The sequence below is a fragment of the Chlorobiota bacterium genome, from assembly GCA_016700335.1.
Lineage (GTDB): Bacteria > Bacteroidota > Ignavibacteria > OLB7 > OLB7.
Map to the genome: position 1 here is coordinate 547157 of CP065014.1, position 25453 is coordinate 572609.

Genomic DNA, 25453 nt, shown 5'->3' on the forward strand with positions numbered 1-25453 from the left:
TAGTAAAAATTGGACTGCAAAAATAAGTTTTTTTTTCGCAAACAACAAAAGATAATGAAAGAAATTATTTTTAATAAAAAATTGATGTCGTTTTATAAGGTAATAATTTTACCTTTATTTTTAATTTTCATTGGTTCTTGTGATATGAGTGAAGACCCTGGATTACTTAATCCACCTGTTGCAGATAGTACTTACACAAGATGTGTTAACTTGTCAGATGGGGCTAATATAGATATGCAATTATCTGGAAGTTATCTTGGAAAAAATATCTCATATTTATCTTCAACTCCACATAAATCCGCAACAACAAATCAAATTTCTTATGGAATAATTACAAAAGGTAATCGAACTGACACTCTTATTAGGAAAATTCTTAATAAAAGTGTCATTATAACTTACTTTGTATTTAATGCTAAAGATTCAGTTTCAATAACAGAAGTGCAATCTAATAAACAAGAGAAAACTGATTTAGCTAGTAGAAACCGTGGTAAAATTGTATTCATTCAAGGGATAAATGATTCAAGTCAATATCTAATTAAATCGGGTTGTCAGAGTGGTGGTATATTGTTTAATAATTTACCAAAGGGTGGAGTCTCTTATCAAGAAGTTACCCCTGGAACTCAATCTTTATACTTAATCAAAAGTGAAAATCCGAAGCCAATAACAAATGCAGAATTCAAAATTAGTAATGGTGAAATTTTATATTTAATTTCATCTTTAGTTAATGGCAAACAACAATTGTATATACTTCAATCAGAAATTTCAAATAAGTTAACATCTTTACAAGTATGTGATAGTGTTAAAAGCTCACAAAGTAATTTAAGGTTTATAAATACCACATCAGATTCAATAGATATTTCCATTAAAATTAAAGGAGATGTAACTGACTTACTCTCTAACTTGAAATTTTTAGATTCCAAGGAGGTTAGCACTACAGCTTGTAAAAATATTAACGGGGATACATTAGAGGTTTCTAACTCAAAAGGGAAATATTCTATACCAGTTAAATTTGATGTTGGTAAAGACTATTTGTGTTTCATTTCAGGGAATTCCGAAAATTTTTCATTTTCATTAATTGAAAGAAATGTTTTAAATACCAGCACAAATTTATACCTATTAAATTGTATTAATCCAGATACAGTTTCATTAACATTTGGATCTGGTTCTCCATCAGGCATCCCTGAAGGACTAAGACCATTTCCTGATGCAATAACAGGAAGAATATCTAATCCTATAATAATTCCAATCGGAAATTATCCTCTAATTTTTAACAATTCATCTTCAAACAAATTTATCAAAGGTGGGTTTTACAAATTTAACATAGGAACATTTATTTTAACACTAATAAATATTAACAATAATCCAAGCATAGTAGTTTTTGATATGTTAGGTAAACCTAACAGTATTATAAGCTACGGAATACAATCCCAATTTTTCAACTTGTACACCGATACTAGTGCATTATTTGAAATTAGTGGAGTAAAGTTATCACCAATACCTTATAGGTATGCAACAACAACTTTAATTCCAGTTACTCAAGAAATTATAAAATCAAATTTAGGTGATACCACTTTTTCACCAACATCACATAGTTACACTATTGGTACAATTGGCAAAGGTGAATCTAAAGATCTGTTAGTAATTCCATCTACAAATGACATAGTTGAAAGTAATAAATCAAAAATTAGAATAATAAATGGAATTATTGGTGTTGATCAATTAGCATTTAGAGCAAGTTCAAATACGGCAGATCCAGTTGTTCTAGATTATAAAAAACCAAGTTTTAATTTCACTTTTGATTCTAAAAAATATTCATTCTTTTTTACCAAAAGTGCAACAGATACAACTATTGTTGGTAGAATTGATGGTTTAGAATTTAGATCTGGTAAACAATATTTAATGATACTCGCTCATTCAAAAAACAAGACTGACTTGTTGCCCTATTCAACATTATTGCTTCAAGAAAATTAAATATATAAAATTTAATTTGATAAAGTAATTAAGCTAATTATTCAAAAACTTATGGAATATCAAAAGTATCTAAATCCTAGTATTGTTTCAAAAATATCTTCATTAGAACTAAAAGCAAAATATATTGTTGAAGGATTTATTATGGGATTACATAAGTCACCATTTCATGGATTTTCAGTAGAATTTGCAGAACATAGGCAGTATATGCCTGGCGATGAAATTAAGAGAATTGATTGGAAAATTTATGGTAAAACTAACAAGTTTTATGTAAAACAATATGAAGAAGAGACTAATTTAAAATGTTATATAGTTTTAGATTCATCGGCTTCTATGGGTTATTGTTCAAATAAAAAATTACCTAATAAATTCGAGTATGCACTTTCGCTTTCAGCTGCTTTTGCTTACTTAATGATTAAACAACAAGATGCCGTTGGTGCTGGAGTTTACAATAATAAGTTAAATAGTTTTCTCCCTGCTCATTCTAGATTAAACTACTTATCTGAAATTATGAAAGTACTTTCTGATGCTAAGCCAAGTAGTGGAACTATGTCTAGTAAAGCTTTAAATCTAATGGCTGAAAGAATTAAACGTAGAGGTCTTGTAATTGTAATTAGCGATTTTTTAGATGATATAAATGAGAGTATTTCAGCACTCAAACACTTTAGGCATAAACAGAATGAAGTAATTGCAATACAACTTCTAGATCCATTAGAAAAATCTTTTAACTTTGATTACAATGCAACTTTTCGTGATATGGAAACTGGTGAACAAATGGTTTCACAACCAAGTCAAATTAAAAATGATTATCAAATAACAATTAATAATTTTTTAAAAAAATTTAAAAAAGAATGTAGTAATTCAGGTATTGATTATTTATTAATTGATACTTCAACTCCTTTTGATACAGCACTTACAGAGTATATCTCTAAAAGAAGAAAAATGTTATAATTGTATATTTGTGTTAAAGTCTAATTATAAATAATTAACAATATTTTTTGAATTATAAAATATGAATAGATTATGTTTCATAATATTTGGCACATTAATATTAAATATTAACCTAAATGCTCAATTTAAAAATGAAGTTTTAACTTATAGTAAAGTTAATATGGATACTTTAAATAGTCAAATTAAATATGAAAGATTAATACCTGCAATATGCTTAACAGTTGGGTTCGTAATTTATTCTTTGTCTTCTCAAGCTCATTTTTATTCTGGAGCAGACACTTCATTTTATTTCAATTTTTATAATGATTGGAATTATGCTAAAGGAGCAGATAAATTTGGACATGCTTTTGCGGGATATTCACTCGCTTTAGGTACAAAAGAAATACTTCAATTTTCTGGTGTTGATACTGTAAGTTCACTTTGGCTTGGGGCTGGAGTTTCTATATTACATCAAACTCTAATAGAAGTTGAAGATGGGTTTATAACTGCAAAGGAAGGAATTGTGCCATATTTCGGATTTAGTTTCGGAGACCTTGGAGCAGATTTGGTTGGAGCTTTACTACCAGTTGCTCAACATTACTCCCCATTTTTTTCAAATGTAAGATACAAATTTTCAATAAATCCTTCTGATTTTATCAAAGGAAAATTTGAAGGAAAATATGAAAGATTTAAAGAAGCATCTCATGATTATGATAGTAAAAACAACTGGTTATCTTTTAGTGTTTACGATAAACTTCCAGAATCTTTCAAAAATTATTATCCTAAATTCTTGAATTTAGCAATTGGAAACTCAGTGAAAAATGTAAGAGATAAAAATTGGGAATATGTTGGTGGTGGGAATCATGAGTTATTTTTATCATTCGATTATGATATGGAAAAGTTGTTACCAGATGGAGCTGACTGGTGGATGGCAGTTAAAAAATTTCTAAACTTATATAAATATCCAGCCCCTTGTTTGAAAATTTATCCTGAATTAATATTTTATCCTATTAGGTTTTAAAATATTTTTCAAATTGGAATAATTCCTAATTATTACCCACATGAAAATCTTTTCATTAATCATTTCTTTATATAATCTTTAATTAATATGATTGAATTATATTAAATAAGTATAATCCAGATTATGTAATATTTATTGTAATAATATGATTTTTAATTTTGAAATATAAGTTTATTTCAAAGTGCTTATTTTAAAATACAGCTTAATCAATATCTTGTGAGTTAAAACTTATTTAATTAAGTTCGCGTTGCAAATTTTACCGAATAAATTAATTACTTGTATCATTAAATGAAAATTACTGGAAGTCGAGTTCTTGTGCTAGGAGGTTGGGGACTTGTTGGAAATGCAGTCTGTAAAAAAATATTATCAGAAAAACCATCTTGTCTTATTGTTACATCACTTAACGAAAAAGAGGCAAATGATGCTCAAAATCAACTTCAAACTAATTATCCTGATATTGAGATAAAATCATGGTCTGGAAATATCTTTGGAAGGAATGAATATAAGCATACCCCAAAATCAGAACTAATAATAGATGTTACTAAAAGACGAGAATTAATAGCAGATATAATGGAGGATCTAAGCGATAAAATGCTTGGGGAGTCTGCACTTTATAATCTGTTAATTGAGTTCAAACCAGATATTGTAATTGATTGTATTAATAGTGCCACTGCAATTGCATACCAAGATATTTATACTTCCGCTCGAGCTACTCTCAAAGCAATTGATGAAGGTGATAACGTAAATTCTGCAACAGAAAATTTACTTACAACTTTATATGTTCCTCAGTTAATCAGACATATTCAGATATTGTTTAAAGGTCTTAAAGACGCAGATTCTGGAATGTACCTAAAAATTGGTACTGCTGGAGCAGGTGGAATGGGTTTGAATATACCATATACTCATTCTGAAGAAAGACCTTCAAGAGTTCTACTCAGTAAAAGTGCAGTTGCAGGAGCACATACTTTGTTATTGTTTATGATGGCTAGAACACCTAATGGTCCTATTATAAAAGAGATAAAGCCAACTGCAACAATTGCTTGGAAGCGCATAGAATCAGGCGAAGTTTTAAGAAAAGGGAATCCAATTCCATTAGTGGATTGTACTCCTGAAAATTCTATAAATGTATCTGAAATGTTTAACTTAAAAGAAGAGAATTGTTATACTAATTTAAACAAAAATTTAACAGCTCCTTTTATTGATACTGGAGAAAATGGAATATTTTCTACAGGCGAATTTGAAACTATTTCTTCTTTAGATCAAATGGAAATGATTACTCCAGAAGAAATTGCTGAAGCTGTTAGGTTTGAAGTTATGGGTGGTAATTCTGGCCATGATGTTATTGCAGGGCTTGATGGAACTGTATTTGGACCAACTTACCGTGGTGGTCAACTAAGAGAAAGAGCGCTCGATAGATTGAAAAAACTTGAGAAAGAAACTTCAATTAACTCAGTTGCATTTGAAATGTTAGGTCCACCAAGATTATCAAAGCTACTCTATGAAGCTCACATTTTAGGCTTAGTTGGAGGATCAATAAAATCAATTTTAAATTCAGATGAAGAATTAATATCTCAAACAGCAGAGGCTTTAATTAAAACTAATTCTGATTTGAGGTCAAAAATAATTTCAATTGGAATACCAATTTTATTAAGAGATGGAGTTAGTATTTTAAGAGGAGAATCAGTGAAAATACCACCTTATAGAGGTGAAGATAAAATCATTTCTAATATAATTAATATAGAAGAATGGGCTAATGCTGGTTGGGTTGATTTACGAGTTGAAAATATTTTAAAATGGAAAATTAGATTAAAAAAAATAGTAGAATATGTTTCAACACAATCAATAAAAGATTCATCAAGTAGCGAGAATTTTAATTTACATTATTGGGAAAATTTTGATACTATGCCTATTGGAAAAATTTGTGGTTGGATTTTTACAATCGAAGAAGAAGGGGCAAGAATGAAAGCTTAATTTGTTTTTATAAATGTAGATTGATGATAAAATAGTTTTTGTTAATCTATTTTTGATAAAAAATATTTATTCAAATGGTACTTACTATGTTATAAAATAATATAATGATTTGATGATCAAAATTTCAATATTGTGCTTAAAAGTAATTTTAATTTTTATAGCATTTAGCAAAAATTCTTATGCAACTAGTCAAGAAATTGCAAATAAAAATGATAGTATAAAAGTAGTTAAATTGGATTCCATAACAAGTTTCAGAAATCAGTTACCAAGCCCCTTTGCAATGATAACTAATTTACCCAATGATTGGTTTGAATTTGGTAAATATCTGGTAACTAACAAAGGTATAATAAGTATATTTGAACATTCAATTTACGCTTGGATATTAGTTGATACTGATTATGAATCATGGCAATTGTTTAAAAAGCCTTATGAAAAGTATCCTGCATTTAAATTTGCATGTGATGTTGGAGAAGGAATTGGTGATGGTAAAACACAATTTGGTATTGCAGCCGCATTAGCAGTATATGGTTTTGCATTTAATGATTCTATAGCAAAAAGATGTGCTTCACAAATCACTGAAGTGATATTTTCATGTGGAACAATTATACAGATTTTAAAGCATACAACTGGCCGTGAAAGCCCTTTTGTTGCAACCACTCCAACGGGAAGATGGCGTTTGTTCCCAAACCAAAAAGATTATTTTTATAATGTTCCAAATTATGATGCATTCCCATCAGGGCATGTTGCTACTGCAACAGCAACATATTTTGTCATACAAAACAATTATCCAGATCAAAAGTGGTTGCCCTATGTTGGTTATCCAATAATCTCATTAGTAGCAATTGGTTTGGTAGGAACAAGTATTCATTGGTGGAGCGATATACCCCTTGGAGTTGCAATTGGTTATTATTTTGCAAACTTATTATCACCTAAAACAGAGGTAGAAAAATTAACTACTAGTAATTATAAAATTAATTATGGTTTTAACTTCTTAAGTGATGGATCATTAAGCTTCGGACTTAATGTGAAATTCTAATTTTACTTGCTACTTAAATACAACGTAAGTTACTCCAGCACCCCCTTCAGTAAGTTCACCAAGCCTATATGATTCAATAATAGGATGATTCCTTAAATGGTTATGAATTCGTTCTCTAAGAGCACCAGTTCCTTTGCCATGTATAATTTCTAATATTGAAATATTGGAATTTAAAGCAGCTGTGAAAGATTGTTCAATTATTTTTATAGCTTCATCACCATACATTCCTCTAACATCAATTCTTGTTTCAGCTTGAGCACTATTTAACACTTTCCGAGAGCTTGCTCTTTCTGTTTTTCTTGCCTCTTTATTTGAAACTTTCTCTAAATCACCTATATAAACTCTCATCTTAACAGATCCAAATTGAACCACAATATGTTCATGACTATCTGGATCATTACATATCTCTCCAATACTAGAACCACCATTTATCATTTTTACTTTATCTCCAATTTCAAATTTAATTAATGGTTCAATTTTCTCTGATGATTTAATTGACAAATCTTTATGTAAGGTTGCAATAGCATTCCTAATTAACTTAATGCTATCTGGTGATGCACCTGATTTAACTTCTCGAATAGCATTCTCAATCATAGAATTTGCATTTTTGACTATTGATTGAGCTTCTGCTTTTGCAACTAAAAGATACTCTTTCTTTTTTGATTCAAATTCTTTTTGTTGAATTTCAATTTTGCTTTTTAACTCTTCAATTGAGTTCCTTTCTATTGTAATTTTACTTTTTAAATTAGAAACTTCAGCTGCATCTTTTTCCATTCTAAAGATTATATCAGTCATGTTATTCCTATCTTCACCTAGCCTTTCTCTTGCAGCTATTATCAATGATTTGGGAAGTCCTAATCGCTCTATTAATTCAAAAGCATAACTATTTCCAGGGCTTCCAATATTGAATTTATAAGTTGGTGTAATATGAGCAGCATCAAATTCCATTCCAGCATTTATTGCAAATTCATTATTATAAGCGAATACTTTTAAAGAACTATGATGAGTTGTAACTAATGAAAAACATTTCCTTTCAATCAGTTCATTTAATACTACTGCAGCAATTGCACTCCCTTCATCTGGATCAGTCCCAGTTCCAATTTCATCTAACAATATTATATCGCTTTCAAGAGCTCTTAACAAAATTTCTTTAATTCTGGAAAGATGAGAACTAAATGTAGACAAATCATTTTCTAATGATTGTTTGTCTCCAATATCTGAGAAAACAAAACTAGGATGAACTAAACATTCAACTGCTGGAACGTGCATACCACATAAAGCCATCATACAAATTAGACCTAAAGTTTTCATTGCAACAGTTTTACCTCCAGCATTTGGACCAGATATAACAACACATCTTTTATTATTATCAAGTTCTATACTCATGGGAACAACATTTGATAATCTTAAAATCAAAATAGGATGTCTTGCATCTATCAACCTAATCTCACTTTTTTCTGAGATTATTGGAGCTATACAATTATATTTTTCTGCAAACTTTGATCGTGCATAAATTGAATCCACTAACTTCAATTTATCTAAGCCAATTTGAAAATATGTAGCATCATTTCCAATTTCTAATGTTATAGTTTTCAAGATTCTTTCAATTTCTCTACGTTCGGCAAAAGTTAATTCTGCAATTTCATTGTTCATATCGAAAATCTCGGCAGGTTCTAAAAATACAGTTGATCCAGTATTTGATTCACCATGAATAATTCCTGGAATTCTTCTTTTGTATTCAGTTTTAACTGGTAACACCAACCTGCCTTCTCTCAAGGTAACGTATTCATCTGTTACAAGTTCTTCATCAGAAACTTTTCTTAAAATTCTATTTAATCGTTCTCTTAACGAGGCACTTTTATCAATAATATCCCTTCTTATTTTATACAATGCAGGGCTGGCATTATCTTTAATCAAACCTTGATCATCAACAGTATCAGTTATGTGCCTTTCTAATAATTTATTAGAATGAATTTCACTTGTGAGCTCATTGATTGATGGTGATTTATCTATTCTTGTAGAAAAAAAATCACGTACTAATCTTAAAGATTGGATTGTTGTTGCAATATGAATCAAATCTTCACCATTCAAAATACTTCCTGCAATTTTCGATAATGAAAGTGCATTCCTAATATCATAAATACCATTAAGAGGAGGTTGTTCTCCTTTTTGTAAAAAAAATCTCATCTCAGAAACCATACTTATTTCCCAATCAATTGTTCTTTTATCTATCATTGGTAGCATATCTGCAAGGTGCTCAACACCTAACGATGAAGTAGTACAACGAGCAATTTCTTCAAGCACTCTTTCAAATTCTAACTGTTCTAAACTGGATTCTAATAGTTGTTCTCTAGTCATTTATGTATTTAATTGAATTAAATTTTTTTTTAGATGATTGTTTAAATTACTTCACAAAAATTTAAACATTTAGTAAGTTTACTTTATCGTTAAAACTGAAGTTGCATAAAAACATATAAAATGATAAAGTTACGTTTAATAAAAATATAGCAACATTTATTAGTATAAATAATTATAAGTTAAAATAGTTAATTAATTTAAAATGAGGATTATGCAAAATATGTGTTAAAAATTTAGATTATCTCAAATGTAATAAATTGATTCAATTCTAATTTGAAATTGTTATACAAATAATTGTAAATGTACTTTAATTATTATGATAAGTAAAATATTAGTTATAAATATATTATTGATATTCCTAACTTTTAATGGGTTATCTCAGAATTTACAGATAAAATATTCAGAACTAAAAGGAATTGAATTATCCAATAGTAAAACTTCCATTAAAATTGTTTACAAATTCAATGTAAAAATTTCTAAATGTGTGGTAGAGAAAAAAAATGTTAATACAATTCAGCTTAGAATGAAATCTGTATTAATGAATAATAATATTGTTAAATTATTATCAAATAGAAATAACATTAAATCTGTAAAAACAAGGATTGAAAGAAAAGATGTATTAGTTTCTGATATAGTATTTAATTATAAAATTGAAAATTATCATTTGACTAGAAATCAAGCCACAATAATTTTGAATGTAATTCCATCAAATAATTTATCTAATAACAATTCACTAGATAAAAATAAAATTGAGAATAAAAAGATATGTAAAATAGACCCCAAAAAATCAGATTCAAAGATTGTAACTAAAGTTATAAAAGTTGATAAAACTAATTCAATTTCAGAAAAATTAGTAACTGATAAAGTTAAAATTTCCAATACAAAAAGCAAAGGAACTAAAACCAATTCAAAAGATAATCAGAATCTAAAAAAAGATGAAACTAAAATTGATATAGCAAATTTAAAACTTAAAGGTAATTATACAATCGTAATAGACCCTGGGCATGGTGGGGAAGACCCTGGTACAATTTCTGATGAAGATTTAACTATGGAGAAAAACGTTACTTTATCTGTAGGAAAAAAATTGGTTCGTGAGTTAACTCAAATGATTCCCAATGGAAAAATTATAATTACAAGAGATGACGATACTTATATTTCATTATTAGAAAGGAGTAGAATTGCAAACAGAAACAATGCCAAACTTTTTGTTTCATTACATTGTAATTCTGCAGTTGAATCACCAGAAGATGCACATGGTTTTGAATGTTATATCTTCAGAGAAAAGTTAGAATCAAGTTCTAAAGATATTACTTCTGCTGAGTTTATAGAAAATAAAAGTTATGGAATGGATATGTTATTTTCAAAAAGTTTTCTGTTTACAACTGAGAAAAGAAAAGTAGATATTGCAGATGAAGCATTCAGCTGGCAACTTGCAAATTGGATAGTTAAGAGCATGGCTAAAGGAACAAGTATAAAAAATAGAGGAATTCAGAAAGCTCATTTCTATGTGTTGGGAGGAACATTAATGCCTGCAGTATTAGTTGAAATGGGTTACTTAACTAATATAAAAGATAGAGTTCTGATGAACTCAAAAACAGGACAGAACAAAATTGCTAAGTCAGTTGCAATTGGAGTTTGTAATTACCTGAAGAATTTAAAAAAGTAGTAAAATAAAAGACTTACCATTAAATTAAATTGATGGACTGGATTTTTTTGATATTACCTAGAAATTATTTTTAAAAATATTCTACTCTAAAACTACCTTATGGAAAGAGAAAAATATAATACCAATCTTTTATTTATTCTGCTCTTCAAAAATAAAATCAGTTTAATTTTAGGATATAAAAAACAAAATTAAATTGATTTAGAGTTAATAATAAATTTATAAGATTTGTAATCAATATCTTGATTCACTACCTGAAATTATTTTCCATTCTCCATATTCATTTTTTTCTATGAGTAATTTGATGTTTTGTAACATAGTCCCCTGAACTTTACCCTCCCTTATAACTTCAGCAGTTATCTGTAATGTAGCTTGAGCTTCTTTATCACCAGTTAGGTTCACATTAATGTCATTCAATATAAAATTATTTCCACCTGGAATTGTTACCATTCTGTATATAGAACTGCTATCTCCACTTAAAGTAATTGGTTCAATAGTTCCATCATCATAAAATGAAGAAGTTTTTTTTAAATCATTTGCTCTCATAGAACTAACCAAGTTTTCAATCATTTCTTTAACTCTTGATTCTTCTCTATTACATCCAATTATAAATATACTTGCAATTAATATTAAAATTATTTTATTCATTAATGTTTTTGTTTTTATAGATGAAATAAACTACATAAAACAAAAAGAGACATGAAAACAATGTAGATACTAAATAAGATCTAATTTCACCTCCATCAAATAAAAAATTATAAGATCCAAGAAAATAAAAGACAGGTATTAATCCTGAAAAAATGGTAAAATTTTGGAATAATCTGTAATTATCATCACCATAAAACTCTCTCAATTTGTTTCTAATGTTTGTATCTAATTCATGATTTTCAAACATAGATTCTAATTCTTTACTTATTTCAAATTTTTTCTTTTTGTAATTGTATGTCAGGTAAAATTCAATAAAATTTACAATTGAAATTGATATAAATAAGGCTATCAATACTAAAGAAAATAATTGAATTGAAGGATGAGTTTTTGTATAAGTTTTGAATGCATAATTAAAAATAGTGTTGATTAATATTATTGCTGGGAATAATATTACAACATAAATTAAAGTTAATGCTGTACTTGTTTTGATAGAATAACTTAATTTATCTTCTTCAATCCATTTTTGACTAATCTGTAAAAGAAATTTTTTCAACTGTGAATTTAATATATTTTAATTTTAAAATCATTTTTATAAACAAATTTAAGAAAATAATTATTAAATAAAATTTCAACTTTATTATCAGGTTAAAATATCAAATCTTACAAATATTAGAATTTTGATTTTACTAATAACTCCAAATAAAAGTAATATAATTTTTAATAACTTCTTATTTTAGTTAACTAAATAATATGGGAAATATTCAGAAGAAAATATTAAATCTTAATGAGAATGATTTTCTGACAATTCAGAATAATGATTCTAAACCAAATAGAAAAGTTGAATTAAAGAAAAATAGATCAGTATTCCAATATTATGTAAGTGCAAATAACCCTTCTTTGCTTACTGATGATATTCTTCCTGAAGGAACTTTACTTGAATTTGTTTCTGTTGATGTACTTAATTCCTATATTAATTATGTTGATTTAAAATGTGTAATTACCGAAAGAGACCCTGAAGATGATGAAAGACATATTTCCATTTCAAATAGATATTACACGCACTTTCATGAGTTTGGAACAGTGATTCATGTGATTGCTGCATCTAAAGAGTTTTTATGGTATTTCTGTTATGATATTGATGCAAGTTTTTGTTTAATTGGTAGAGTTAGAAAAACAGTTGTTCCATTAGACAAATTAATCAAATGGGTGAAAAGTGAAAAAATATCAAATAGGTTCCCTGTTGTTGAGATAGATATAAATAATTTATTTGGCTGGAGATCTTTTCAGTAAACAAAATTATCAAATTTCCAATTTGACTTTATTAAAGTATTTAGATAATGCTAAAAAAAAGAAGTGCAACTGAAAACCCTGTAATTACTTGGCTTTATCTTACTCCATGGATAATTACACTTTTACTTTTTTGGCTTTACCCTTTAATTTATTCATTATACTTAAGTTTTACAAAGTACTCAACTCTTAGCAATGAAACTGTGTTTATTGGATTTGATAATTATAAGTCATTATTCAATGATACAGTTTTTTTAAAAGCATTAAGTAATACTTTAATATTCGTAGTTGGAACAATTCCATTTACAACTATTTGTGCTTTAGCTTTAGCAATTGCATTAAATCAAAATATAAGATGGAAAAATTTTTATCGATCTGCTTACTTCATTCCATCTGTTACTTCTATTGTAGTTCTTTCGTTAATTTTTACAAATCTTTTTTCACATGATGGGTATTTAAATAGTCTTTTAAAATTCATTGGAATACCATATCCTAAGGAAGGTTGGCTTATGAATACTGGAACAGCTTTACTTGCAATTATGGGAATGGATGTGTGGATTGCAATAGGTTATTATGTGATTTTATTTTTAGCTGCTTTACAAACAATCCCAAGTGAACTTTATGAAGCTTCGTCTTTAGATGGAGCTGATAATTGGAATCAGTTTAAAAATATTACTTTACCATCATTAAAGCCAATGTTACTTTTTATAATTGTAATTAATACTATAAGGTCTTTCCAAGTTTTCACTGAAATTTATGTAATGACAAAAGGGGGTCCATTAAACTCTACTACAACTTTAGTTTACCAAGTATTTGAAAATGCTTTTGAAAAATCTGATAAAATGGGATATGCATCAGCAATTGCATATGTTGTATTTCTAATAATATTAGTTACATCAATAATTCAAAGGAGAATATTGACAGAAAAATAATTTTAGAAATTTGTTGTTTTTATAAAACAAATAGTTTGTTTAACTAAAAGGGATTGTAAAAAAAAATTACAATCCCTTAAAAATTTCATATAAATTAAATTTGTTCTATAAAAAATTATTTAGAAGAAAAAGTTGATATACATTTCTCAAAAACTGGCAAGTAGTTATCTTTTTGAGGGATGAAATAATTAACAGTTATTCGATAAAGTTTAACTCCATTCATTGCAAAATATGCTTTACTTGCAACGTTCTTACCGCCATTGTAATTAAATACGAATCCTGGTAAATTACCTACTTTTGTTGCAGAAGCAGCTGACTTATAAGCCTTTTTATTTTGTTCAACTATTTTATCTAATGCAATTCCTTTAGGATCTAGTATATCTATTTGAATTGAACAATCATTTCTTGCTCCTGTAAAAGTAACAGTACCTTTATTTCCATTTGTTGGACTAAAGTTTGCTGGATGTTGGATTGTAAAATTAGGACTAGAAAAACTTTTTAATGTAGTTGAAGGAGGTTCAGTTAAATCTGCTGGCTTAGCATTAGCAGAATCATTAGTAGTAACTACAGCTGCAGCTTTTGCAATTGATCCAGTTACAAAAGCTTTTTGAACTTCATCAAATATAACTTTATAATCGTCATAATTCCCTATTACTCCAGTTTCTAAATAAGTAATAACACTATCTTTAATTACATAATATCTTTCAGCTTTAAATTTAGTGTCTTCTACATCAAAAGCATAACTAACTTTAGTAGCTGACATGCCATTGAGTGTTGTAATCCCCTCATTTTTAAATACGTTTGGATCTGTGAAAACAGATTTCATTCCTTCAATAGATGTTTGTAATTCTGCATCACCTCCAATCATTGATCCTACCATGATTTTAGCACCACGCTCACCTTGAGGATCAAAATCTGTAAATCCAGATTGAATCTTTTCAGATGAATAAAACATAGCAACTTTACCTGGGTCAACTGCCTGAGCCCATCCTTTTGGATACTTAACTCCAAACTTTAAAGATGGATCTGAATATTCTGTATAGCTTGAAACCGTTTCTGGTTTTGGGGCATCTTTTTTACATGCAGATATAATTGATGCTAAAACTAATAGAACTAAAACTAATATCTTTTTCATTTTTTTAATGAGAGATTAAAAATTATAAGCCTTATTTATTTATAAATATTTTCTAATAAAAATTCTTTAAAGTAAAAATTATGGATTCCCTGAGGTGGATGGTCTTACTTCAGTTGGCGTTATAACTTTCATCAAAGAAGGTTTAGGTTTTTTTGATTTTGTTGTAACAACTGAGCTCTTTTTTGTAATAATTGCTGTCACTCTATGTACTCCAATTGAGTCAATCAATTGACTTTTAACAGCTGATTGCTTTGGTCCCAAAACACCTAATGGTTTCTCATTAAGATATAATTGAAGATTACCAGCATTACCCAAAGAGACTCTGAAGTTTTTTTCTGCTCGCCAAGTTTTAGTCTGTCCACTATCTATCACTCCAGTTTCAGTTCTAGAACCATCTAAAAGAACTGAGTACCAAACCTGTGCAACTGCATGACCATCAAGCCTTAAGCTATCTTTTATTTGAGCTGATAAAATTGCAGATAATGAATCATCATCAAATCTAGGTGAAACATCACTTGGAGAGTCTGCAAATTGATTGTCTTTAGTCATTGACTGCAATCCCTTCTGAGCTACAGAGGTGTCATCCACTTTAAAGTAAAAGTAATAGATTCCAGTTCCAATCAAAAGTAAAACAACAACAATTGAAATAACATTTTTTATAATACTTGTATCAAATGCACTTTGAGTATTAGTATAATAAGAAAGATTTTTATTTTTTTTATCTTTTGGATTTAGAGATTCAGATTCAGATTTTTGTGCAAATGAACTAAAAGAATAACTTGGAGCTTTTAAATTATTACTTTCAACAATTGGTAAATCTACTTTAGTGAAACTAAGAACTTGTTTTGATTGAATTCCTAATTCTTCTAAAACCTCATTCGAATTTAAACCAACTAATTTAGCATACTCTTTAATGAAATGTTTCCTGTGAGAAGCTGGAATAAACTCTAAATTATTATCATCAATTGCTTGTATAAACTTGGGTTGTATATATGATCTTCTGGCTATATCAGCAACACTTAATTTATTTTGCTCACGAGCCGATTTTAATTTTTCTCCTATTGACATTCTGCTTTTAATGTTGTTATTTTTCTTTTTTTAGAAAATTAAAATGAATAATTAAATTCAATTTAAAAATATTTTAAAAATACGAAATATGAGTTGAAATTTGTTTGAAGGAATTTCATAAGTTGCACATTCATAATAAGTAGGCGTTACTTATAAGTAACAAATTAACAATTCATTATCAAATTATTTATTAAAAAAATGGCAAGAGGATTAAACAAGGTTATGATTATTGGACGTATTCAACCCAATGCTCCAGAATTGAGATATACACAAACCGGTCAGCCAGTATGCACTTTCAAAATGGTAACAGACGAAAGTTATAAAGATAAAGAAGGGAATACTGTTGAACGTGCTGAATGGCATACAATTGTTTTCTGGGGGAAACCTGGCGAAATTATCAATCAATATATGAAAAAAGGAAGCCAAATGTATGTTGAAGGAAGATTACAAAGCAGGAAGTATGATGATAAAGATGGTGTTACTAGGTATGTAACCGAAATTGTAGGAAGCGATTTTGCTTTTTTAGATAGTGTTGGTCAAAGAAATGATGAATCTAATTCTGGTTCAAATGCACAAGTTAATAATAATAGTGGTACGTCAAATACTAATTCACATAATGATTCACCTTCATCTAATCAAAATGATGATTTACCTTTTTAATTTAATAGGTTAATATATTTTTCAAGAAGTTTTACTTTCTAAAAAAATATTTAAACTTATAATGTTAATTTTTAGCTTGTTAATATAATAAATACCAAATCATTTTAAATTATTTGTAATGAATGATTAAGCAACTCAAAAACTTTATTACTAAGTTAGTGAAATCTCTCAGATTATAGAACTCAATCAAAAAGTTCTCAGTTTCTGGGAGTTTTTTTTTAAACAAATCAAACTTAAAAATAATAGAAATCGGAATTGTACTTTACTTCAAAAATAATTTTGCTAATTGATTTCCTAATTGAAGATTAATTTACCCTTTAAGGAGTATTGAAATAACTTAATAAAAAATCAGACAACACATTTTAGTAAATTCAATCAATTCTTCTTTTGAAAATTTAAAGTAGATCTTGGTAAAACTAAAGAACACTTACTTTGAATTGATAAACTTAGATGACAAATATAATTTTATCATCTACAACTTTTATTTATCAGGTTTGTATTTTTTAATTCTAATTATTATTTTTCTAATATCTTATACTAAAAATTGTTATGAAAATACTTCATACTGCAGATTGGCATATAGGTAAAAGATTAGGCGAATTTTCTCGCTTTGAGGAACAACGAAAAGTATTAAATGAGATATGTGAAATCTCAGATAAAGAAAATCCAGATATAATTATAATTGCTGGTGATTTGTTTGATAATAAAAACCCTACCAGCGAATCTATCGAATTACTTTATACAATTCTTAAAAGACTTACTAATAATGGTACTAAGCCAGTTATAGCCATTGCAGGAAATCATGATTCACCAGATAGAGTTGATTCTGCTGATGTATTAGCACGTGAATGTGGAATAATATTTGCTGGTTATCCTAATTGTGAGATAAAATTATTGGATGTCAGTAATGGATTTTCTATAATTAAAAGTGATAAAGGTTTTATTGAAATTAAGTTGCCTACTTCTGATATTCCTATTAGAGTTTTATTAACTCCTTATGCTAATGAACAAACTCTAAAAACTTTTTTAGGTCAAGATAATTCTGAAGATGAGTTAAGATTAATTCTTAAAAATCATTGGAAAGAAATTGCTGATAAATATTGTGATAATAGCGGTGTGAATTTGTTAGTCGCACATTTGTTTTTTTCTAAAAAAGGGAATGATATTGAATTAGAAGATGAAGATGAAAAATCAATCTTGCATGTTGGTGGTGCTCAAGTAATTTATTCTAATGATATTCCAAAACAGATCCAATATTCTGCTTTGGGTCATTTGCATAGAAGAATATCAATTGAGAAAAATGTTGTTTATAGTAGTAGTCCAATTGCTTATAGTTTTGGAGAAACCAACCAAACAAAGTATGTAGTTCTCATCAATGCTGAACCAGGTGATGAGGTAACTATTAAAGATATACCTTTAGTTAATGGTAGGAAATTGTTGAGAAGTACTTTTGATAATATCGATAAAGCTGTTGAATGGTTAACTGAAAATTCTGAAGCAATTGTAGAAATTACTATTGTTTCAGAAAATAGTTTTTCGGATGAAGATGGTAAGAGATTGAGAATGGCACATAAAAGAATTCATTGTATTATACCTCAAACTAGTATTAATCCAAATGAGGTTTCCTTAACAAGAAATATTGATTTGAATAAAAATATTGAGGAATTGTATAGAGATTATTTTGAATGGAAAACTAATCAAAAACCGAATAATCAATTGATGGAATTGTTTAGAGAAGTAATTGCAACCGAAATAACAGAAGATAAATGAAACCTATTTCACTTACATTAAAAGGAATCTATTCTTATAAAGAAGAGCAGACCATCAATTTCAAGCACCTTACAGAGTCTGGGTTGTTTGGAATTTTTGGAGAAGTTGGGAGTGGGAAATCTGTAATTTTAGAAGCTATAACTTATGCATTGTATGGTGAAACTGTAAGAATGAATAAGCAACAAAATCGTAGTTATAATATGATGAATTTACTTTCAAATGAATTCCATATTGATTTCATATTTGTTCATGGATCTGACGGGAAAGAAATTGAATATAGATTTACTGCTTCGGCAAAAAGGAACAAAAAGAAATTTGAAGATGTAAAAACAATTGATCGTAAAGCTTATAAAAAAATTGATGAACAATGGATGCCATTAGAATCAATTGATGGAAAATTAATATTAAATTTAAGTTATGATAATTTTAAAAGAACAGTAATTATTCCTCAAAATAAATTTCAAGAATTTTTAGAACTAAGTGGGACAGATAAAAGATCAATGATGGAGGAGATATTTGACTTAAGCAAATATAATCTTTACAAAAAAATTGATTATTTAGATAAAATTAATAATGAGAAAATAAATCAAATAAATGCTAAGATATCACAAATTGGAGATGTTTCTAATGAAGTTTTGGAGAACGAAGAAAGGAATCTAAATGAAGTTAAAAAGTTGATTGAACAGAATGATGAAATATTAGATAAGTTCTCAACCCAAGACAAAAAATATGACTGGTTAAAAAATATATTTAATCAGATAGATGCAAATAATTCTCGACTAGAAAATCTTAATTCTAAGAAACAATTCTATTTGGAAAAATCTAATCAGTTGAAGAATTATGAAAAATGTTACAGAGAGTTTAAATTTATGCTTTCGAGTATTGAAAACAAAAAAATTGAATATTCCTCAAAAGTTTCATCAATTAAAAGTGATGAATCAGACAGAATTAAACTTGAAGTTTCCTTAGAAAGTCTATTAGAGGAATTCAATTTAATTAAAACTAAATATGAAAATAAAAATGATTTGATTCAAAAAGTAAATGATTTTAATTGCATAATTGAAATAAATAATTTAATATCTTCCTTAAATAGAAAAAAAATAAATATAGATAAAATTAAGAGAAGTATTGAAAATTATGATTTTGAAATTAAAAATATTAATGAGCAATTAAATGTCAAAATAAATGAAGTTGAAAATTTGAATTTAACTGCACGTAATTTGCAAACACTTTCTGAAATTAAGTATTGGTTCAATTTGAAAAATAATTTCATGAAAAATTTGGATGATACTAAAGTTGAAAATAAATTTAATTTAAATGAAATTTTAAAAATTGAAGAAGAGTTAAAAAATACAATAGAAAATGCAATCTCAAATGGATTGATAAAAAATAATGAAATTAAAATTAGTAATCAAATAAGTGACAAGAAAAAGAGTATCGAAATAGAAATTATTCACATAGATAAAGAGATAAATTTAGTTACAGTTCAACAAAAATTAAAAGAGTTTACACAAACATTATCTAATGGAGAAGCTTGCCCATTATGTGGATCTCTTGAGCACCCAAAGCCATTGGTAACGAATGATTTACAGAATAATTACATTAATGATAATAAAAAGATAAAATGTAAAGAAAGAATTAAAAGTCTAGATTTATTATTCGAAAAATTGAAAGAATTACATTCAAATAAAAAAATCTATTTGGACTCAAATATCAGGTTAAATGAAAAAATTAATAAACAACAAAATGATTTAAAAAATCATGATGCATTGTTTGTATGGAGTGATTATAAACTGATTGATGAATATGAGATTATTAACAACTATAAAATTGCAAAGTTAAATAGTGAGCAAATCGAAATATGTAAATCTTTTATTGAAAAGTTGAGGAATGATATTGATAAAAAAAATCAAAATAAAAAACAGGATGAAAGTGAAATACTTAAGTATGGGAATGAGCTAATTACAATTGAGACCAAATGTAATACCTTGAAGGAAGTGGTAAAATTGAGCAATTTTCAAGAAGTAGAAATGATGAATAATACTCAAATTGAAATTAAAATTAAGAGCTTAAACCAGGAGATAATATCAATTGATAATAATTTTGAAATAAAAGAAAAACAACTTAAGGAAGTTGAGATTAAAAAAAATGTATTAGATGGACAAATAATTTCTCAGAAAACTATGCTAGAAGATATTGAGTTTCAACTTAAAGAAGAGATTGAGAAGTTAAATGAAAAGTTAATTGAAAACAACTTCAATAATGTAGAAGAAGTTAATGTAATTTTAAATAAAAACCTAAATGTTGAAGTAGTTCGAAAAGAGATTGAACAGTTTAAACTTGATATTAATACTTGTGAAAAAAATAAATTAGATTTTTTTAATCAATCAAATGGTGAAGTTTATAATAGTGAATTACATGAAAAATTAAAGTTTGATTTAGATAGTGTAACAAAGGAACAGAATGAGTTACGAGTTTCAGAAGGAAGTTTAAAATCAACCATTAGCAATTATAAAAAAGCAATAATAGAAGTAAGTAATTTTAATAATAACTTAGAGAATTTAAATATCAGAGCTTTCAATTTAAATTTACTAAAATCACATTTTGTAGCAAAAGGAAAAGGATTTTTAGATTATATTATTTCAGTTTATTTGAATCAACTTTGCGATTCAGCAAATGAAAGATTCTATAAAATGACTTCTCAGAATTATAAACTAGTTGTAACAGAAGACAATAATTTTGAAGTAAAAGATTTTTTAAATGGTGGAAAAGTTCGAGGAGCTTTTACTTTATCTGGTGGGCAAAAATTTCAAGCAGCACTTTCGTTAGCATTAGCATTATCTGGAAGTATTCAAACTTATAGTAACTCTAAACAGAATTTCTTTTTTTTAGATGAAGGTTTTGGTTCATTAGATAAATCTACACTTGAGAATGTATTTGATACATTAAAATCGTTACTTAATGAAAACAGAATTGTTGGTGTAATTTCACATGTGGAAGAAGTCAAGCAGGAAATTGATGTGTATTTGAAAATTAGAAAAGACAAAGATAAAGGTAGTATAATTGAAACAAGTTGGAAATAATTTTTGTTTTAAAAAAGTTCATACTATTTTATTTTATAACACATTTGTTTTAGTTTCAATAATTTTCAAAACTGAATTAACTTGCTCAGTTATTGACATATTAGAAGTATCTAACTCTATTGCATCATCTGCTTTTTTTAGTGGACTTTCATCTCTAGTTGAATCAATTCTATCACGTTCTAAAATATCTTTAATCAAATCTTTTAAATCAATTATTTCACCAGACTTTTCTAATTCCAAAAATCTTCTTTTAGCTCTTGATTCTATATTTGCTATCATATAAATTTTAACATCAGCATTAGGATAAACAACAGTTCCAATATCTCTTCCATCTAAAACAACGCCTCCTTTTTTACCCATTTCCCTTTGCAACTCAACCATTCTTTTTCTAACAAGTGGATACATACAAACAACTGAAACATTATTAGAAATATCATTTTTACGAATTTCCTTAGAAACATCTATTTCATTAAGCATTACTTTTAAAAGAAATTCTTTATCATGCTCAATTTTTATATTTACATTCATTGCAATGAACTCTACATCATCTTTATTACTCGGGGATACTCCGGCTTGTAATACTGCTAAAGTAATTGCACGATACATAGCACCTGTATCAATGTAATTTAAATTGAGTTTTTTTGCAACCAACTTTGCAGTAGTACTTTTTCCTGAAGCAGCAGGACCATCAATTGCTATTACAATTTTATCCCTTATCATAAATATAATTATTAGTTATAAAATTAGATCCTGACAAATTGCAACAGGATATACTTTAAAAAATATAGAATAAAAAAATATGATTTATCTTAGAATCATTTGATTTCTTGCGGGTCCTGTACCAATTGATGATATTTTTACTTCTAAATAATTTTCTATAAATGAAATATAATTTTGAGCTTCTGAAGGTAAATTATCAAAACCATCAAAATTTTTTAATTCAGTATTCCAACCTTTTAAAGTTTCAAATATTGGTATTACTTTCTCTAGTGTAACTGCATCACTAGGGAAATATTTTACAAATTTTCCATCTATAGTGTAACTTGTACAAACCTTTATTTCTGAGAATTTATTTAAAACATCAAATTTAGTTAAAGCAATTTCTTTCACTCCGTTAATCATACAAGAGTATTTTAAAGCAAATAAATCTAACCATCCACATCTTCTTGGTCTGCCAGTAGTAGCTCCAAATTCTTGTCCTTCACTTCTAAGAGTTTCACCAATTCCATCTACAAGTTCAGTTGGAAATGGTCCGTTACCCACTCTAGTGCAGTAAGCTTTTGCTATTCCAATTACATTTGTAATAGATGTTGGAGGAACTCCAAGCCCTGTGCAAGCACCACCACTAGTAGGTGAAGAACTTGTAACAAATGGATAAGTTCCATGATCAATATCTAATAAAGCACCTTGAGCACCTTCAAGTAACAAGTTTTTGCCTGATTTTATTGCGTCATTTAAAAAGTAAGTTGTGTCGGTAATAAAAGAATCTATTCTCTTATCAAATTCCAGATATTCTGTAATAGTCTTTTCAACGTCTAACTGAACTGAATCATATAATTTGTCAAATGATTTGTTTTTTTGTTGAATTGCAGATCTAAATTTTTCAGAGAGTTTATCTCTATCCAACAAATCAACAATTCTAATACCAGATCTATTATATTTATCAATATAAGCAGGACCAATCCCTCTGCCCGTTGTTCCAATTCTTTGACCACTTTCTTGAAGCTTATCGAGTTGCTTATGATATGGCATTATTAAATGAGCATTATGGCTAATTTTTAATCTACCAGAAACAGAAATTCCAAAAGATTCAAGAAGAGTAATTTCCTCCATAAGAGCTGTAGGGTCTATAACAACCCCATTTCCAATTACACAAATTACTCCATCATGAAGAATTCCAGAAGGAATCAAATGAAGAACATATTTTCTATCACCCACAACAATAGTATGACCAGCGTTTGCTCCACCTTGGTATCTTGCAACTATGTCCGATTTCTCAGCAAGTAAATCCACTATTTTTCCTTTTCCTTCATCTCCCCATTGAGCACCAACAATAATTTGAACTGACATTAATTTACTAGTATAATTTGATTTTGATTTGACGATAATTTAGAATTGCAGAATTTAATAAGGAAAAATAGAATTTACTTTTACTCTTAAATTAGATTTTCATTACTTCATTAATTGAATGAAATATTGGACGACCTAAATTTTTCATATAAAATTTTTCTTTTAAAGCACCAGGACTTTCTCCTATTATTAATAGAGCTTCACAGCAGTTTAAAACTGCCATAGAAATATCCATGATTCCTTTGTTCTTATCAACAGTATTTGACTGCTCAATTACTCTTAAAGCAGCATTTATACCAATTATAGGTACGTGACCTAATTCAAGTAACTTAGCTCCAACAACATTCAAATTCTTTAGATTTATTTCTTTTTTTTCTTCAGTATCAGCTGAATATGGTCCTGCAACAGCAATTATCATTTGATGGTTAAAAGTAAAAAAATAACTTGTTAGTGAAAATTACACATTTTTAGGTTAAATATATTTCAAAAATAGTTCTATCAATTTTATTATTAAGAAATATTTTTCAACCTAAAGTTAAAATTTATACAAAAAAAATAATTTATAAATAATGAGAATTTTTTTTAAATTTTATTGATAGAAACATTGATTTAATTGCTTGGTAAGTCAATTCAATCATAAGTTTTAAATTGCGATAAAAATTATCAATTTAATTTAAAATGAATAAAAAGTTAAATGTTTTAAAGGAGTTCTTAGATGGTTCTCAATCTGGGGGAATTTTGCTAATAGGTTGTACTTTAATTTCATTGATACTTGCAAATACAACAAACTGGTATCCAGAATTATGGGAAACTAATATAAATTTATCATTGAATGAAATTAAAATTCCTGGTGATATATTATTTTGGATAAATGATTTTGTTATGGCGATATTTTTTTTATTAGTTGGATTAGAAATTAAAAGGGAATTAGTAATTGGTGAATTATCTACATTTAAAAAAGGAGTATTGCCATTTATAGTTGCATTATTTGGAATGGTATTTCCTGCATTATTATATATATTAAGTAATCTTGGGAAAGATACAATTTCAGGATGGGCAATTCCATCTGCCACAGATATTGCATTTGCTTTAGGAGTTTTATCATTGTTAGGAGAAAGAGTTCCATCGTCATTAAAAGTATTTTTAACAGCACTTGCTGTTATTGATGATTTAGGAGCAATAATTATTATTGGATTATTTTATGGGCATGGATTTCAATTGCAATTTTGTTTGTACGCTTTATTTACTTTAATTTTTATTTATGGATTGAATAAATTGAAAGTTCGAAAATTATGGGTTTATCTAGTTCTCGGCATACCATTATGGTATTTTATGTATAGATCTGGTATTCATGCAACTATATCTGGTGTACTTCTTGCTTTTGTAATTCCATTAGATAAAGATTCTAAAAAGTCAATCTCAATTAATTTAGAGCATATGCTTCTGAAGCCAGTAAATTTTATTATAATGCCTATTTTTGCTTTAGCAAATACATCAATTGTTATAAATTCTAATGCTTTTAGTGCTTTAGTTGAACCTCATTGTTTTGGAATAGGATTGGGGTTAATTTTAGGTAAACCAATTGGAGTATTATCAGCAACATATTTATCTATAAAATCTAGACTAGTTTCATTGCCACAAGGTGTTACATGGAATCAAATAATTGGTGTTGGTTTTCTTGCTGGAATTGGCTTTACAATGTCAATTTTTATAACAATGCTTGCCTTTAAAAATGAAGAAATTATTTCTCAATCTAAACTTGCTATTATTATATCTTCATGTTCAGCAGGTTTCATAGGCTATCTAATTCTTAAAAATAGTAAAGGAAAAGTAAAAACTAAATCTGCTTGATT

At 27.6% G+C, this 25453-nt stretch carries 20 protein-coding genes; 12 read left to right on the forward strand and 8 right to left on the reverse strand.

Annotated elements, in window-relative coordinates:
* Positions 1 to 84 precede the first annotated feature (84 nt).
* The 5 genes from IPP08_02195 (at position 85) to IPP08_02215 (ending at position 6926) form a co-directional block, all read left to right on the forward strand.
* Positions 85 to 1971 carry a hypothetical protein gene (locus IPP08_02195; protein ID QQS67007.1) on the forward strand — a complete coding sequence of 629 codons (1887 nt, stop codon included), beginning with the start codon at positions 85 to 87 and terminating at the stop codon, positions 1969 to 1971.
* Positions 1972 to 2007: 36 nt separating this feature from the next.
* Positions 2008 to 2919: a DUF58 domain-containing protein gene (locus IPP08_02200; GenBank protein QQS67813.1), complete on the forward strand. Its 912-nt coding sequence runs from the start codon at positions 2008 to 2010 to the stop codon at positions 2917 to 2919.
* Between the two features lie 61 nt (positions 2920 to 2980).
* The gene (locus IPP08_02205; GenBank protein QQS67008.1) at positions 2981 to 3919 is read left to right on the forward strand and encodes a DUF2279 domain-containing protein; all 939 of its coding nucleotides are present in this window, start codon (positions 2981 to 2983) and stop codon (positions 3917 to 3919) included.
* Between the two features lie 288 nt (positions 3920 to 4207).
* Positions 4208 to 5890 (forward strand): short-chain dehydrogenase, encoded by a 1683-nt coding sequence (locus IPP08_02210; protein ID QQS67009.1) that lies wholly within the window; start codon positions 4208 to 4210, stop codon positions 5888 to 5890.
* A gap of 112 nt (positions 5891 to 6002) precedes the next feature.
* A complete protein-coding gene (locus tag IPP08_02215; GenBank protein QQS67010.1) occupies positions 6003 to 6926 on the forward strand; it encodes a phosphatase PAP2 family protein in 924 nt (307 codons plus the stop codon).
* A gap of 9 nt (positions 6927 to 6935) precedes the next feature.
* Here IPP08_02215 and IPP08_02220 read toward each other — a convergent pair whose 3' ends face one another.
* Complete coding sequence (locus IPP08_02220) at positions 6936 to 9284, reverse strand: endonuclease MutS2 (protein ID QQS67011.1); 2349 nt, start codon at positions 9282 to 9284, stop codon at positions 6936 to 6938.
* A gap of 316 nt (positions 9285 to 9600) precedes the next feature.
* Between IPP08_02220 and IPP08_02225 the strand changes: the two genes are divergently transcribed.
* On the forward strand, positions 9601 to 10950 hold the full coding sequence (locus IPP08_02225; protein QQS67012.1) for an N-acetylmuramoyl-L-alanine amidase: 1350 nt from the start codon (positions 9601 to 9603) through the stop codon (positions 10948 to 10950).
* Positions 10951 to 11181: 231 nt separating this feature from the next.
* Here the strand turns inward: IPP08_02225 and IPP08_02230 are convergent, their stop codons facing one another.
* Together IPP08_02230 and IPP08_02235 are read right to left on the reverse strand one after the other, a co-directional pair.
* The gene (locus IPP08_02230; protein QQS67013.1) at positions 11182 to 11595 is read right to left on the reverse strand and encodes a hypothetical protein; all 414 of its coding nucleotides are present in this window, start codon (positions 11593 to 11595) and stop codon (positions 11182 to 11184) included.
* Complete coding sequence (locus IPP08_02235) at positions 11588 to 12148, reverse strand: hypothetical protein (protein ID QQS67014.1); 561 nt, start codon at positions 12146 to 12148, stop codon at positions 11588 to 11590. Before IPP08_02235 ends, IPP08_02230 begins: the two co-directional genes overlap by 8 nt.
* A 197-nt stretch (positions 12149 to 12345) precedes the next feature.
* On the opposite strand from IPP08_02235, the gene IPP08_02240 reads away from it, so the two are divergent.
* Together IPP08_02240 and IPP08_02245 are read left to right on the forward strand one after the other, a co-directional pair.
* The gene (locus IPP08_02240; protein QQS67015.1) at positions 12346 to 12885 is read left to right on the forward strand and encodes a hypothetical protein; all 540 of its coding nucleotides are present in this window, start codon (positions 12346 to 12348) and stop codon (positions 12883 to 12885) included.
* 47 nt (positions 12886 to 12932) lie between these two features.
* A complete protein-coding gene (locus IPP08_02245; protein ID QQS67016.1) occupies positions 12933 to 13814 on the forward strand; it encodes a sugar ABC transporter permease in 882 nt (293 codons plus the stop codon).
* A 115-nt stretch (positions 13815 to 13929) separates the two neighbouring features.
* Here the strand turns inward: IPP08_02245 and IPP08_02250 are convergent, their stop codons facing one another.
* Together IPP08_02250 and IPP08_02255 are read right to left on the reverse strand one after the other, a co-directional pair.
* Positions 13930 to 14949: a hypothetical protein gene (locus IPP08_02250; protein ID QQS67017.1), complete on the reverse strand. Its 1020-nt coding sequence runs from the start codon at positions 14947 to 14949 to the stop codon at positions 13930 to 13932.
* Between the two features lie 78 nt (positions 14950 to 15027).
* Positions 15028 to 16017, reverse strand: a complete 990-nt coding sequence (locus IPP08_02255) for a helix-turn-helix domain-containing protein (GenBank protein QQS67018.1) — start codon at positions 16015 to 16017, stop codon at positions 15028 to 15030.
* Positions 16018 to 16215: 198 nt separating this feature from the next.
* Between IPP08_02255 and ssb the strand changes: the two genes are divergently transcribed.
* From ssb to IPP08_02270, 3 genes are all read left to right on the forward strand, one after another.
* Positions 16216 to 16677, forward strand: coding sequence for a single-stranded DNA-binding protein (ssb, locus tag IPP08_02260; GenBank protein ID QQS67019.1), 462 nt, complete (start codon positions 16216 to 16218; stop codon positions 16675 to 16677).
* Between the two features lie 549 nt (positions 16678 to 17226).
* A complete protein-coding gene (sbcD, locus tag IPP08_02265) occupies positions 17227 to 18447 on the forward strand; it encodes an exonuclease subunit SbcD (protein QQS67020.1) in 1221 nt (406 codons plus the stop codon).
* Positions 18444 to 21530, forward strand: a complete 3087-nt coding sequence (locus tag IPP08_02270; protein QQS67021.1) for an SMC family ATPase — start codon at positions 18444 to 18446, stop codon at positions 21528 to 21530. The genes sbcD and IPP08_02270 overlap by 4 nt, the downstream gene beginning before the upstream one ends.
* A 33-nt stretch (positions 21531 to 21563) precedes the next feature.
* Here the strand turns inward: IPP08_02270 and IPP08_02275 are convergent, their stop codons facing one another.
* The 3 genes from IPP08_02275 to IPP08_02285 all read right to left on the reverse strand — a co-directional run bounded on the left by IPP08_02275 (position 21564) and on the right by IPP08_02285 (position 24018).
* Positions 21564 to 22247, reverse strand: coding sequence for a (d)CMP kinase (locus IPP08_02275; GenBank protein ID QQS67814.1), 684 nt, complete (start codon positions 22245 to 22247; stop codon positions 21564 to 21566).
* Between the two features lie 87 nt (positions 22248 to 22334).
* Positions 22335 to 23600 (reverse strand): adenylosuccinate synthase, encoded by a 1266-nt coding sequence (locus IPP08_02280; protein QQS67022.1) that lies wholly within the window; start codon positions 23598 to 23600, stop codon positions 22335 to 22337.
* Positions 23601 to 23691: 91 nt separating this feature from the next.
* Positions 23692 to 24018, reverse strand: a complete 327-nt coding sequence (locus tag IPP08_02285; protein QQS67023.1) for a hypothetical protein — start codon at positions 24016 to 24018, stop codon at positions 23692 to 23694.
* Positions 24019 to 24278: 260 nt separating this feature from the next.
* On the opposite strand from IPP08_02285, the gene nhaA reads away from it, so the two are divergent.
* Entirely contained in the window at positions 24279 to 25451 is a 1173-nt protein-coding gene (nhaA, locus tag IPP08_02290; protein ID QQS67024.1) for a Na+/H+ antiporter NhaA, read from the forward strand.
* Positions 25452 to 25453: the final 2 nt, after the last annotated feature.

What these genes read in the sequence shown, in the direction of transcription:
- IPP08_02195 (QQS67007.1), top strand. Translation starts at nt 85, where the DNA reads ATGTCGTTTTATAAGGTAATAATTTTACCTTTATTTTTAATTTTCATT.
- IPP08_02205 (QQS67008.1), top strand. Translation starts at nt 2,981, where the DNA reads ATGAATAGATTATGTTTCATAATATTTGGCACATTAATATTAAATATT.
- IPP08_02210 (QQS67009.1), top strand. Translation starts at nt 4,208, where the DNA reads ATGAAAATTACTGGAAGTCGAGTTCTTGTGCTAGGAGGTTGGGGACTT.
- IPP08_02215 (QQS67010.1), top strand. Translation starts at nt 6,003, where the DNA reads ATGATCAAAATTTCAATATTGTGCTTAAAAGTAATTTTAATTTTTATA.
- IPP08_02220 (QQS67011.1), bottom strand. Translation starts at nt 9,284, where the DNA reads ATGACTAGAGAACAACTATTAGAATCCAGTTTAGAACAGTTAGAATTT.
- IPP08_02225 (QQS67012.1), top strand. Translation starts at nt 9,601, where the DNA reads ATGATAAGTAAAATATTAGTTATAAATATATTATTGATATTCCTAACT.
- IPP08_02230 (QQS67013.1), bottom strand. Translation starts at nt 11,595, where the DNA reads ATGAATAAAATAATTTTAATATTAATTGCAAGTATATTTATAATTGGA.
- IPP08_02240 (QQS67015.1), top strand. Translation starts at nt 12,346, where the DNA reads ATGGGAAATATTCAGAAGAAAATATTAAATCTTAATGAGAATGATTTT.
- IPP08_02245 (QQS67016.1), top strand. Translation starts at nt 12,933, where the DNA reads ATGCTAAAAAAAAGAAGTGCAACTGAAAACCCTGTAATTACTTGGCTT.
- IPP08_02250 (QQS67017.1), bottom strand. Translation starts at nt 14,949, where the DNA reads ATGAAAAAGATATTAGTTTTAGTTCTATTAGTTTTAGCATCAATTATA.
- IPP08_02255 (QQS67018.1), bottom strand. Translation starts at nt 16,017, where the DNA reads ATGTCAATAGGAGAAAAATTAAAATCGGCTCGTGAGCAAAATAAATTA.
- ssb (QQS67019.1), top strand. Translation starts at nt 16,216, where the DNA reads ATGGCAAGAGGATTAAACAAGGTTATGATTATTGGACGTATTCAACCC.
- sbcD (QQS67020.1), top strand. Translation starts at nt 17,227, where the DNA reads ATGAAAATACTTCATACTGCAGATTGGCATATAGGTAAAAGATTAGGC.
- IPP08_02270 (QQS67021.1), top strand. Translation starts at nt 18,444, where the DNA reads ATGAAACCTATTTCACTTACATTAAAAGGAATCTATTCTTATAAAGAA.
- IPP08_02280 (QQS67022.1), bottom strand. Translation starts at nt 23,600, where the DNA reads ATGTCAGTTCAAATTATTGTTGGTGCTCAATGGGGAGATGAAGGAAAA.
- IPP08_02285 (QQS67023.1), bottom strand. Translation starts at nt 24,018, where the DNA reads ATGATAATTGCTGTTGCAGGACCATATTCAGCTGATACTGAAGAAAAA.
- nhaA (QQS67024.1), top strand. Translation starts at nt 24,279, where the DNA reads ATGAATAAAAAGTTAAATGTTTTAAAGGAGTTCTTAGATGGTTCTCAA.